The sequence below is a fragment of the Limnohabitans sp. DM1 genome, from assembly GCF_001269385.1.
In the GTDB taxonomy this organism is placed as follows: Bacteria; Pseudomonadota; Gammaproteobacteria; order Burkholderiales; family Burkholderiaceae_C; genus Limnohabitans_A.
The window spans coordinates 213,575-225,520 of sequence record NZ_CXOO01000022.1; the positions used below are offsets into that span (position 1 = coordinate 213,575).

Annotated in this window: 12 protein-coding genes; 8 read left to right on the forward strand and 4 right to left on the reverse strand. The window is 59.7% G+C overall.

Annotation, left to right across the window (positions count from 1 at the left end):
* Nucleotides 1-25: 25 nt before the first annotated feature.
* The 3 genes from AMM33_RS08740 to AMM33_RS21900 form a co-directional block, all read right to left on the reverse strand.
* On the reverse strand, nt 26-1,360 hold the full coding sequence (locus tag AMM33_RS08740; protein ID WP_090140406.1) for an omega-aminotransferase AptA: 1,335 nt from the start codon (nt 1,358-1,360) through the stop codon (nt 26-28).
* A 64-nt stretch (nt 1,361-1,424) separates the two neighbouring features.
* Nucleotides 1,425-2,540 (reverse strand): S-layer family protein, encoded by a 1,116-nt coding sequence (locus AMM33_RS08745; protein ID WP_090140408.1) that lies wholly within the window; start codon nt 2,538-2,540, stop codon nt 1,425-1,427.
* Nucleotides 2,541-2,646: 106 nt separating this feature from the next.
* On the reverse strand, nt 2,647-3,081 hold the full coding sequence (locus AMM33_RS21900) for a hypothetical protein (RefSeq protein ID WP_194945344.1): 435 nt from the start codon (nt 3,079-3,081) through the stop codon (nt 2,647-2,649).
* 222 nt (nt 3,082-3,303) lie between these two features.
* On the opposite strand from AMM33_RS21900, the gene purU reads away from it, so the two are divergent.
* The 4 genes from purU to AMM33_RS08765 all read left to right on the forward strand — a co-directional run bounded on the left by purU (nt 3,304) and on the right by AMM33_RS08765 (nt 7,645).
* Nucleotides 3,304-4,152: a formyltetrahydrofolate deformylase gene (purU, locus tag AMM33_RS08750; RefSeq protein WP_090140409.1), complete on the forward strand. Its 849-nt coding sequence runs from the start codon at nt 3,304-3,306 to the stop codon at nt 4,150-4,152.
* A 13-nt stretch (nt 4,153-4,165) separates the two neighbouring features.
* Nucleotides 4,166-5,044 carry a LysR substrate-binding domain-containing protein gene (locus tag AMM33_RS08755; protein WP_090140411.1) on the forward strand — a complete coding sequence of 293 codons (879 nt, stop codon included), beginning with the start codon at nt 4,166-4,168 and terminating at the stop codon, nt 5,042-5,044.
* A 130-nt stretch (nt 5,045-5,174) separates the two neighbouring features.
* A complete protein-coding gene (locus AMM33_RS08760; RefSeq protein WP_090140574.1) occupies nt 5,175-6,044 on the forward strand; it encodes a LysR substrate-binding domain-containing protein in 870 nt (289 codons plus the stop codon).
* Between the two features lie 92 nt (nt 6,045-6,136).
* The gene (locus AMM33_RS08765) at nt 6,137-7,645 is read left to right on the forward strand and encodes an FAD-linked oxidase C-terminal domain-containing protein (protein WP_090140413.1); all 1,509 of its coding nucleotides are present in this window, start codon (nt 6,137-6,139) and stop codon (nt 7,643-7,645) included.
* Between the two features lie 177 nt (nt 7,646-7,822).
* Here the strand turns inward: AMM33_RS08765 and AMM33_RS08770 are convergent, their stop codons facing one another.
* Nucleotides 7,823-8,323, reverse strand: coding sequence for an REP-associated tyrosine transposase (locus tag AMM33_RS08770; protein WP_090140415.1), 501 nt, complete (start codon nt 8,321-8,323; stop codon nt 7,823-7,825).
* 258 nt (nt 8,324-8,581) lie between these two features.
* Here AMM33_RS08770 and AMM33_RS08775 point away from each other — a divergent pair, with 258 nt between their 5' ends.
* The 4 genes from AMM33_RS08775 (at nt 8,582) to AMM33_RS08790 (ending at nt 11,941) form a co-directional block, all read left to right on the forward strand.
* Nucleotides 8,582-9,118: a MarR family winged helix-turn-helix transcriptional regulator gene (locus tag AMM33_RS08775; RefSeq protein ID WP_090140416.1), complete on the forward strand. Its 537-nt coding sequence runs from the start codon at nt 8,582-8,584 to the stop codon at nt 9,116-9,118.
* 20 nt (nt 9,119-9,138) lie between these two features.
* On the forward strand, nt 9,139-10,833 hold the full coding sequence (locus tag AMM33_RS08780) for an FAD-dependent monooxygenase (RefSeq protein ID WP_090140418.1): 1,695 nt from the start codon (nt 9,139-9,141) through the stop codon (nt 10,831-10,833).
* A gap of 354 nt (nt 10,834-11,187) precedes the next feature.
* Complete coding sequence (locus AMM33_RS08785; RefSeq protein WP_090140576.1) at nt 11,188-11,376, forward strand: DUF2783 domain-containing protein; 189 nt, start codon at nt 11,188-11,190, stop codon at nt 11,374-11,376.
* 28 nt (nt 11,377-11,404) lie between these two features.
* Nucleotides 11,405-11,941: a VOC family protein gene (locus AMM33_RS08790; protein WP_090140420.1), complete on the forward strand. Its 537-nt coding sequence runs from the start codon at nt 11,405-11,407 to the stop codon at nt 11,939-11,941.
* The last annotated feature ends 5 nt before the right edge of the window (nt 11,942-11,946 follow it).

Here is an 11,946-nt window from a genome sequence, read left to right on the forward strand (position 1 = left end):
GTCCCTGCGAGCTGCTGAGTCCTACTCAGGCATGCCGACGAATGCTGTCGGCAATCGTCTGTACGATCTGATCAATGTGCGCGTCTTCCACGATGTAGGGCGGGCAAATGACGATGTTTTCGCCAGCAGGGCGCACCCACACGCCTTTGTGGAAACAATCCATGAAGATGTCATAAGCTCGCTTGCCGGGCGTGCCCGGGATGCTGGCCAGCTCCACCGCCCCGGCCAAGCCCAGGGTACGGATGCCGATCACGTTGGGCAGGCCCTTCAAGGCGCTGTGCATCGCGTCGCCCAGCACGCGGCCCTTTTGCCCTGCGCGGGCAAACAGGTTTTCTTCCTTCATCAAATCGAGCGTAGCAATGGCAGCCGCACAAGCCACCGGATGGCCGGAATAGGTGTAGCCGTGGAAGAACTCGATGGCATGCTGCGGCGAATTGGCATTCATCATCGCGTCGTAGATGAAGTCGCGGCAAATCACGCCGCCCAGCGGGATCACGCCATTCGTCACCGCCTTGGCGAAGTTCAACATGTCGGGCACCACGCCGTAGTAGTCAGACGCGAAGTTCACGCCCAGACGGCCAAAGCCGGTGATGACCTCGTCAAAAATCAGCAAGATGCCGTGCTTGTCGCAAATCTCGCGCAGGCGCTTCACATAGCCCTGGGGCGGGATGTACCAGCCCGCGCTACCAGCGATCGGCTCGACGATCACGGCGGCAATGTTGCTCGGGTCGTGCAGCACCAGGATGCGGTTTTCCAGCTCGAGCAGTGGGTCTTCGGCCCACACCGGTTCCTCGTGGTGGATGTAGGCATGGTTCACCGGATCGTGAATGAAACGCATGTGGTCAACACGGGGCAGCAGTTGCGCGCCGAATGCCTTGCGATTGGCCGGGAGGCCGCCCACGCTCATGCCGCCAAAGTTGACGCCGTGATAACCCTTTTCGCGGCCAATGAACACTGTGCGGTGGCCTTCGCCCCGGGCGCGGTGGTAGGCCAGCGCCACTTTCAGGGCCGTGTCAGCCGCTTCAGAGCCCGAATTGCAAAACAACACCTTGTTCAAGTCACCCGGCGCCATGTCGGCAATCATCTGCGCCGCCTTGAAAGCCTTGTCGTTGCTGGCCTGAAAGGCCGTGGCGTAGTCCAGCGTGTCCAGCTGCTTTTTGATGGCTTCGTTGATCGGCTTGCGGTTGTGGCCCGCGCCCACACACCACAGGCTGGAGATGCCGTCGATCACTTTCTTGCCATCGTGCGTGGTGAAGTGCATGCCCTCTGCGCCCACGAACACGCGGGGGTCCTGGCGGAAAGTGCGGTTGGGCGTGAAGGGCAACCACTGGTTGTCCATGTTCAGGTCGGTGTGGGCCATGGCAAAACTCCTTGAAATCAGTTGAGCCAAGCAGTTTAAATGGCGCACCGTCAGTGAGCAGCGCTTAAGCGACATTGGCACAGCTCTTTGAGCGTCTTGCCCACATCGCCCTATTGATCCGGCACACGGAAGTTAGAAATGTTTGCGCCCTCACAGCGCAGGTCGGTGGCTTCAGCCCCCACATGCCCCATGCGCCAAAGCCCGCAAAGTCAGGGCTGAAGCCACCGACCTCCAACAACATTGACCATTGAATACTTCTCAAGGCCGGATCAATAGTCGTTGATGAGCGTGATGCTGGCCCGTGCGGCCAAGCTGCTGAAGGCCGCATTGACCATGGCGCAGGCGTCAAGCCCTCTTGCTGGAAGTTCCATTGGTCGTGTGCCAGTTTGACCCGCTGCCAATTGACGTCATTGCGCTGGGTCAGCTCGTTCAGGTAAGCCATGCCCGGCTGGGCGCTGAGCGTAGCAATCTGGCTCCTGAACTCACCCGCTGGAATCTGCACGGTGATGCCGCCCGGCGCTTTGAAGGGCGTGTTCACGGTGCCGGTGAAGCTGGGCAGGGTCAGCGTTTCGGTGTTGCTGCCTTGGTTGACTTGCTTTTGCCAGACGACGTAGTTGGACTCTTTGGTGCGCTGGTGGAACACCTCTGTCTTGACGCCTTCGAGGATGATGCGGGCGTCGGCGCGGGCTTTTTCTCCGACACCGGCTTGGATGTCGCGGCTGTAGTAGTTGGCAACCGTGCCTTGATAAAGCTGGTCACCGCCAGACCAGCTGGTCAGGTTGCCGTTGCGGGCATACAAGTTGGTCACCATGGGCGTGCTGATGCGCGTGGTGTTGTGCTCGGTGGATTTGTCTAAGCGGAGGCCGATCCAGCTGCTTTTCTTGAACGTGGTGTCCTTGTGGTCGGTTTCGTTCTTGACGGCGTAATACAGGGCCTGGTCACCGGCTTCGATCTTGAGGTTGTTGCTGGCATTGAGCCTGCTGGCGTAGGTCTCAACGTTATTGCCCGCTTTGATCTCGATGTTGCGGGCATTGACGCTCACGGGGTTGACGTTGCGCCAGGCACGGTCGTGGTAAGTGGTCCAGGTGGTTGTTTTGCCCCACCAGGTCCTATTCCAGCCGGTGGATGTGGCCGCGTGCACCCTGTCGGTCATCACCGCCTCCAGACGCACATGGCCCATGGCTTGCAGTGAGGCGGTGGCCTCGAGGACAGCTTTGGGAGTTTGCCACGCGATGGGGCGATTGGTACCCCAACATGCCTGTCAATAGGACAAAGTCGATTTCTGCTCAAGCACCGCAGTTGAACTTAAATCCAAACAGTTCATAAGGTTGAGGACCGTTGAATGAAGTGCCCTGCAAAACGTCCGTTCGCGTGTAGCCTTGACCATCCAGAATAAACAATTTTGTACCTGAACAAGCCAGCGTGCGCACCGGCGTCGTGGCCAATGTGCAACCTGTCGATGGCACACGCGCAATGCCATCATAAAAAAGGCACGACAGAGTGATCGCTTCGCCTGGAGCAGCGGGACATCCGCTCAAGCATTGACACTGCGAACAATCCCCTGCTTTGCAGAGGTTGGCTGCGACTTCGGATTTACACACATGGCTTGTTGATCCCACGCTGATGTTTGCGGTGTAAGAGTCACTGCTTCCACCCCCGCCACAGGCTGTCATCAAGAAAAAAGTACCGAGGGTGATGAAAAGTTGGGTTATGCGTTTCATGACAAGAAGATATTTCAAAAGTCTACATATTATTACCAAATCATTCAGTTACACGCTTTAGCGAGTCACATCATGAACTTGTCTTGTGCTTGCCACCCCCTGCCGTCTGGCGCTTGAAACCACTGCATGCTCTGGTCTCTACAATCAGTACAAGCTGCAGAGACAGCCATTGCTACGGAATGAACTGTCACCTGCTCAAGCCTTGTAAGTACCTTTCCATCCATGACCACCACCTACATCCTGACCCTGTCTTGCCCCGACCGCACCGGCATCGTGCATGCCGTCTCGGGCTTCTTGCTCGAGCGCGGGGGCAACATCGAAGAAGCGGCCCAGTACAACGACCGTGACACGGGACTGTTTTTCATGCGCGTGCAGTTCGCCTGTGAACAAGCCGATGGCCCGACGCTGGAAGCGCAATGGGGCGAATTTGCCCAGACTTTCGGCATGAAATGGGACCTGCACGCCACCGCCCAGCCCATGCGCACCGTGATCATGGTCAGCAAGGAAGGCCACTGCCTGAACGACCTGCTGTTTCGCTGGAAGAGTGGCTTGCTGCCGCTCGATATCCGCGCCATCGTGAGCAACCACCGCGAGTTCTACCAGCTGGCGGCCAGCTACAACGTGCCGTTTCACCACATCCCGCTGACCAAGGACAACAAGGCACAAGCCGAAGCCAAGCAGTACGAGATCATCCAGGCCGAAGGCGCCGAGCTGGTGGTGCTGGCGCGTTACATGCAAATCCTCTCGGACGACCTGTGCCGCAAGCTGGCCGGTCGCGCCATCAACATCCACCACAGTTTTTTGCCCAGCTTCAAAGGGGCCAAGCCTTATTACCAGGCACACGACCGGGGCGTGAAGCTGATCGGTGCCACCGCCCACTATGTCACCGCCGATCTGGACGAAGGCCCGATCATCGAACAAGATGTGGCCCGGGTGGACCACAGCAAAACCGTGGAAGACCTCACAGCCCAAGGCCGCGACACCGAAAGCCAGGTGCTGGCCCGCGCCGTGAAGTGGCACAGCGAGCACCGCGTGCTGATCAACGGCCACAAGACCGTGATCTTCAAATAAACAAAGGCCCAGCATGTCAGCCCACGCGTCGCGCATCCCGCCCATCCAGTGTCTTTTGACCTTTGAGGCGCTGGCACGATTGCGCAGCGTGACCCAAGCGGCCGAAGAGCTGTGCGTGACGCCCAGCGCCGTGAGCCACCGCGTCAAGCAGCTCGAGCAAATCATCGGCACCAAGCTGTTTGGCCGGGCCGATTTTTCGCTCACCACCGAAGGCAATGAATACCTGGCCCATGTGCGCGAGGGCCTGGTGTCGCTGCAGCGCTTTCCCAGCGCCAGCAACACACCCGGGCGTCGCAAACTGCGCCTGGCGGTCACACCCACCTTTGCACGCTCGGTGCTGATGCCGCGCCTCAAGCACTTTTTAGATGCTTATCCTGAAATCGACATCACGCTGCAGGTCAGCATTCCGCTGCTGGACGTGGTGGCCGAAGACGCCGATTTGACGGTGCGTTTTGGCACGGGCCGTTATTCGGACGTGGAGCACATTTGTCTGGCCAAGGACGATGTGACGCCCCTGGCATCGCCCGCCTGGTTGCGTGAAAACGGCCCCTTTGCCAGCGTGGAAGATCTGCAGCGCGTGCCCTTGTTGCGCAGCCCGCTGGAGCCCTGGCGCACCTGGTTTGCGGCGCACGATCTGGACTGGCCAGAGCCCTTGGACGGCTCGTCCTTCAATGACATCGGCCTGATGTGCGACGCCGCAGCCCAAGGCCTGGGCGTGGGCCTGATCCGCACCAAACTGGGCGCGCCTTGGGTGGAAAGCGGCCAGTTGGTGCGCCTGTTCGAGCGCAGCGTGCCCAGCCCTCACGCCCACTACCTGTGCTGGCGCACCGGCACCATGGAACGCTGGGAATGCGCCACTTTTGCCGACTGGCTGAAAAAAGCGCTGGCTTGACCGGCCTCATGCAGACAGCGCAAGATTTCAAGTGACGCCGAAATTTATTCAACCAAACCTGTAAACCTACAGGTTACATTGCGGTTACATCAGATAGACGCTGATGCAAATGGCTATCACACACGCTGCAATGAATCCCAGAATCCCCCCGATACAGTGCCTGTTGACCTTTGAAGCATTGGCTAGACACAAAAATGCCACGCAGGCGGCGGCAGAGCTTTGCGTGACTCCCAGTGCCATCAGCCATCGCATTCGCCAACTCGAACAAGTTCTGGGTTTTAAACTGTTCAGCCGTGCTGATTTTTCACTGACACACGAAGGAATTGAATACCTCCAAGATGTCTGTGAAGGTTTGAGGGCGTTGCAGCGCAGACCCTCCAGCGTCTCATTGACTGGCCCGAAAAGGCTGCGGGTTGCCGCGCCGCCCACATTTGCCAGAACATTGCTGATGCCCAAGTTGCGGCATTTCATCGAAGCCTATCCAGAGATCAATTTATCCCTCCAGGTGAGCATCGCTTTGTTTGATGTTCAAGCCGAAGACTCTGATTTAACCATCCGGTTTGGCAGCGGCCGTTATTCAGATGTGGAACACATTTGTTTGCTGCGAGATGAAGTCACACCCCTGGCTTCACCTACATGGGTTCGAGAAAATGGCCCTTTTTACAACACCAGCGATCTGCGTGGCGTTCCTTTGTTGCGCAGCGCCTTGGAGCCTTGGCGAACATGGTTTGATGCCCACGATCTCGACTGGCCTGAACCCAGCGAAGCATCTTCTTTCAACGATACAGGCCTCGTCTGCGATGCGGCCTCTCAAGGTTTGGGGGTTGGCTTGGTCCGACTGAAGTTGGCGGCCCCCTGGCTTGAAAACGGTCAACTGGTTCGCTTGTTTGATCACAATGTTTCCAGCCCACATGCCCACTACTTGTGCTGGCGCACCGGCACCATGGAGCGCTGGGAATGCGCGACATTTGCGGACTGGTTAAAAAAGGCGCTGACCTGAGAAGTCAAATTCACAAGCCCCTCAAAGTTTATTCAGCCACTTTGCTCAGGCTTGCACGTACAGTTGAACCTTCACCACAGGTTTTGACTGCCATGAGCGCCCACACCCCCGACGAAACACAGCAACTGACCGCCACCGAACGTGCCGAGCGCCAACGCGCTGTGGTGCAGGCCTTGGGCCGTGTGCTTCCCGCCGACGCGATTTTGTACACCCCCGAAGACACCACACCTTACGAGTGCGACGGCCTGACCGCCTACCGCGAGCGGCCTTTGGTCGTCTGCCTGCCCGAGACCGAAGCGCAGGTGCAGGCCGTGCTCAAAGCCTGCCTCGCCCTGGCGGTGCCGGTGGTGGCACGCGGCGCGGGCACGGGTCTGTCGGGCGGCGCCATGCCGCACCGCATGGGCGTGACGCTGTCCATGGCGCGCTTCAACCAGATCAAAACCGTGGACCCCGTGAGCCGCACGGCGGTGGTGCAATGCGGCGTGCGCAACCTGGCCATCAGCGAAGCGGCAGCGCCTTATGGGCTGTATTACGCGCCCGATCCGTCCAGCCAGATCGCCTGCACGATTGGCGGCAACGTGGCCGAAAACTCGGGCGGCGTGCACTGCCTCAAATACGGCCTCACCGTGCACAACGTGCTCAAGGTGAAGGGCTTCACCATCGAAGGTGACCCGATTGAATTTGGCAGCGACGCGCTCGACACCTCGGGCTACGACCTGCTGGCCGTGCTGGTGGGCAGCGAAGGCATGCTGGCCGTGACGACCGAAGTCACCGTCAAGCTGGTGCCCAAGCCGCAACTGGCCCGCTGCATCATGGCCAGTTTTGACGATGTGCGCAAAGCCGGCGATGCGGTGGCGGCTGTCATTGCGGCGGGCATCATTCCGGCAGGTCTGGAGATGATGGACGGCCCCATGACGATCGCGGTGGAAGACTTTGTGCATGCGGGCTACGACCTGAGTGCGGCGGCGATTTTGCTCTGCGAGAGCGATGGCACGCCCGAAGAGGTCGAAGAAGAAATTGGCCGCATGAGCGCGGTGTTGCGTGACTGCGGTGCCACGGCCATTTCGGTCAGCCGCGACGAAGCCCAGCGCCTCAAATTCTGGAGCGGCCGCAAAAACGCCTTCCCCGCATCGGGCCGCATCAGCCCCGATTACATGTGCATGGACTCGACCATCCCGCGCAAGCGCCTGGCCGACATCCTGCAAGCCATCTCGGAAATGGAAACCAAGTACGCGCTGCGCTGCCTGAACGTGTTCCACGCGGGCGACGGCAACCTGCACCCGTTGATCCTGTTCGACGCGAACGATGCCGACCAGTTGCGCCGCTGCGAGCTGTTTGGTGCCGACATCCTGGAAACCAGCGTGGCCATGGGTGGCACGGTCACGGGTGAGCACGGCGTGGGCATCGAGAAAGTGAACAGCATGTGCGTGCAGTTCAGCCCGGAAGAAAACGAGCAGATGTTCGCCGTCAAACGAGCCTTTGACCCACAAGGCCTGCTCAACCCCGGCAAGGTGATTCCGACACTGAACCGCTGCGCCGAGTACGGCCGCATGCTGGTGCGTGCGGGGGCCATCAAGCACCCGGAGCTGGAACGGTTTTGATCCGCTAGGTTGTGCAGGTCGGCGGCTGTAGCCCCGACATGTGCCCGCGCCGGAGCAGACATCGTCGGAGCTGAAGCTCCGACCTACGGGGAAACCGTGTACTCGTAGGTCGGTGGCTTTAGCCCCGAGAGGGTGGACCACACGCATTTCTCGGAGCGGAAGTGGCCGACAAACACATCACTCTCTGACACCGGACAACACGCCCGGAGCTGTTCCCCAATCAGACGGATAAACACCGTTTTTCACATACCGATGAAAGGTGCTGTGCGGCCAATCGCACACCTGTTGCACAAGTCCATGCTTGACGGGGTTGAAGTGGATGTAATGCGCGTGCTGCTCAACATCGCGTTCATCGCGCAGGGCGTGTTCCCAAAACCTGCCTTGCCACAAAGTCGGAACACCCATGCGCCCATGCAGCCGGTGCAGCACGCCTTGTTTGATGAGCATCCAGCGGGTGGAGAAATCAGCGTCTTCTGGTGGCAAGCGCCAGATGGCATGCAGGTGGTCCGGCATGACCACCATCGCCAGGGTCTCAAAGGGCCTTTGTGTGCGGACATGCCGCATCACGTCACCTAAAACTTTGATGCATAAGGGTTCATGGAGCCAAGGCCGACGATCGTGGGTCACCATGGTGAAAAAGTACGCCCCGCCCGGCGTGGCTGATCGACGGTATTGCATGGCTGCCCCTCCCTGATTTTTTGAAATCATTGAGCCACGGTTTGAGCGTGTAAACAAGTTTATTTTCGATCAAGGCTCGGTATTTGTAGGTCGGTGGCTTCAGCCCCGACAAGTGCTTGTGGTCCACCATGTCGGGGCTGAAGCCACCGACCTACAAAGAGAAATTTGGTTGCATGCACAACCATCAGTGTTTATACTTGGTTGCGAGCGCAACCAGTTCCACCCCAGAAATCGCCACATCCCCCACCGCCCCCAGCCATGTCCACGCCCCTCGACCGCACGCTGACCTACCGTCTGCACCAACTGCACAAGCTGACCGATGCGGACAGCCAGGCGGTCTATCCCGAGCGCACAGGCCTTTCGATGAGCGACGGGCGCTGCCTGACGACCATTGGCACTTTCGAGCCTTTGTCGGTCAAGGAACTGGCTGAAAAAGCCAACCTGAACAAAGGCCAAGCCAGCCGAGGAGCGCAGGCGCTGGTGGACCAAGGCCTGGTGCTCAAAGCAGATCACCCGGGTGATGGCCGGGGCGTGGTGCTGACACTGACACCAGCCGGAAGCGAGGTGTTCAAGAGCGCCATGGACATGGTGCACCAACGCAACGAACAAATTTTTGGCTGCCTGAGCGCCAAAGAGCAAGCCGCCTTGAGCGCCATGATGGACCGGCTGATTGCCCACGCCCGTCCGGGCGTTACGACGGACTCCCGTCCGGGCGTTGCGACCGATTCCCGTCTGGGCGTTGCGAATGACGACAGTCCAGGTCCAGGCTCTGCTTCGAACGCCCGCCCCCGCTGACCGCTACACCACAAAAAAACATGCACACCCCCAGCACCGAAGCACGCCCTTCGCTCTATTACAACTACCAGGTCTTCAAGCCCTGGTTGCCCTCGGCGCACCCGAAGCAAGAGCGCAAAAAAGTCGTGATCGTCGGCTCAGGCCCTGCGGGCATGGTCACTGCGCTGGAGCTGGCCCGTCACGGCGTGCCCAGCGTGGTGCTGAGCGCCGAGTTGCAGTTCTCGCAAGGCAGCCGGGCGATTTGCTTCACGCGCCGCTCAATGGAAATCCTGCAACAAGTGGGCGTGGCCGATCGCATGACTGCAGGCGGTTTGCCCTGGCGCTTTGGTAACTCCTATTACCGGGGGCAGCGCGTGTTCCGCATGGAAGCGCCGCACGACCCCGATGACCGCTTCTTTCCAATCATCAACGTGCAGCAGCAGTTCATGGAGGAGTACCTGCACGACGCTTGCAAAGCCAACCCGCTGATCGATTTCCGTTGGGGCAACAAGCTGGAAAAAATTGACCAGAAGGACGGCTATGCCGTGCTGGCAGTCGACACCCCCGAAGGCCTTCACACCCTGGAGAGTGACTGGGTGGTGGCCGCCGACGGGGGGCGTTCAGGCATCCGCTACGCCATGAACCTGCAGATGGAAGGCGCGTCTTACGAAGGCTTTTTCGTGATCGCCGACATCCAAATCGACCTGCCTTACCCCACCGAGCGCCTGGCCTTTTTTGACCCCGAATGGAACCCTGGCAACACCATCTTGATGCACCGCGAACCCAACGGCATCTGGCGCGTGGACTACCAGCTTCCTTCGGGAGAAACACCCGAAGAAGCGCTGCGCCCCGAATCGCTCAAGGCCCGCATCGACGCGCAGCTGGCGATGATCGGCCACGCAGGCGTGTCGTGGGAGATGGACTGGTCTTCGGTCTATTCGGCCCGCACACTCACCTTGCCCGACTTTGTGCATGGCAGCGTCATCTTCACGGGCGACGCGGCGCACCTGCTGCCCATCTTTGGTGTGCGTGGAGCCAACACCGCTTTCCAGGATGCGCAATCGCTGGGCTGGCATCTGGCTTTTGTGGTCAAGGGCCTGGCAAGCACAAAGCTGCTGGCCAACCACAGCGCCGAGCGCGTGGGCGCAGCCCGCGAGATCATCACCGAGGCTGGCAAAAGCACCCGTTTCATGGCACCGCCCAGCAAAGGCTTTCGCCTGCTGCGCGACGCGGTCTTGTCGCTCTCGCTCACACAAGAGTTCGTGAGACCGCTCTACCACTGGCGCACGTCCAGGCCCCATGAGTACACCCACTCCCTGCTCAACAGCACGGGCGACGACAACGGCTTGTTCAAGACAGGTCCGGCGCACGGCGCACCGCCGCAAAACGTGCGCCTGGGCGCAAACGACTTCTTGCTCGACCACTTGGGCGGCGGCTTCGACCTGCTGTATTTCACCGACACCGCCTTACCCGAGGCGCTGCAACACGTCATCCAGACCGCTCGCGCCAAGGGCATGCCCCTGAACGTGATCGCGGTCGGCGCGACCCCGCCTGTGGCCGGTGCCGACAAAACCCTGCCCGATGCAGACGGCCACCTGCGCCAGCGCTACGGTGTGCCTGCCAACGGCGGCGCGTATTTGCTGCGCCCCGACCAGCACATCTGTGCGCGCTGGATCACCCTCGACGCCACACGCCTGCAAGCCGCACTGACCACCGCCTTGCCGCGAGGTCAATAAGGTCAAACAATGTTCACACTGGATGAAGCAAAGAAATTCATGAGGTCTGAGCCTGTAGGAGCTTGCCCTGCAAGCGATGACTCGCGGTTCGCGCGCGCCCATCGCCAGCAGGGCTGGCTCCTACCAAGAATAAGCATTCACACCCATCGCAGACCTCGGCAGAATAAAACCCCAACGATGCTGAAGCTTTTTGCTGTACGGGGATGCATTGGAGCTGATGTTGCAAGAGCTTTCCCTGCAAGCGAAGAGCGTGTGGTCCACACGCGTCCATCGCCAGCAGGGCTGGCTCCTACAAAGCGTCACCATTCATCCCCATGAAAGTTCGCATCAGGCATGCATAACAAGGGCAACATCATGACAAACTCCACACTCACCATCGGCGGCCTCGAAACCGTCTACGACGCACTGGCCACCGCCATTGACCAAGCAGGCGCTGACAAGGCCACTTTGTTCCTCGTCAAACTCGCGCTGCTCAACGCCAACGCCCTGGCCGACGAAACCCTGTTCCAGCAGCAGATCACCACCGCCCTGCAAGACCTCTGATTCACCCCCCTTTCACCAGGAGACTCCCATGCTCGTTCAATCCGTTCACCACGTTGCTTACCGCTGCAAAGACGCCAAAGAAACCGTTCTTTGGTACCAAAAGCACCTCGACATGAAATTCGTGCTGGCCATTGCCGAAAACGAAGTGCCGTCCACCAAAGCGCCCGACCCGTACATGCACGTTTTTCTGGATGCGGGCCATGGCAATGTGTTGGCATTTTTTGAACTGCCCAGCCAGCCGCCGATGGACCGCGACCAAAACACCCCCGCCTGGGTGCAGCACCTGGCGCTGAAAGTCGATTCGATGGAAACACTGCTGGCGGCCAAAGACAAGCTGGTGGCTGGCGGCGTCGAGGTGCTCGGCCCGGTGGACCACACCATCTTCAAAAGCATCTATTTCTTTGACCCGAGCGGCCACCGCCTCGAATTGGCCGCCGACTGCGGCACACCCGAGATGATGCAAAAGCTCGACGAAGTGAAGTGGGACATGCTGGAAGAGTGGAGCCAAACCAAGCGAGCCCCCCAACACGCTGCCTGGATGCACGACGGCAGCATGGCCGCTTGAGGATT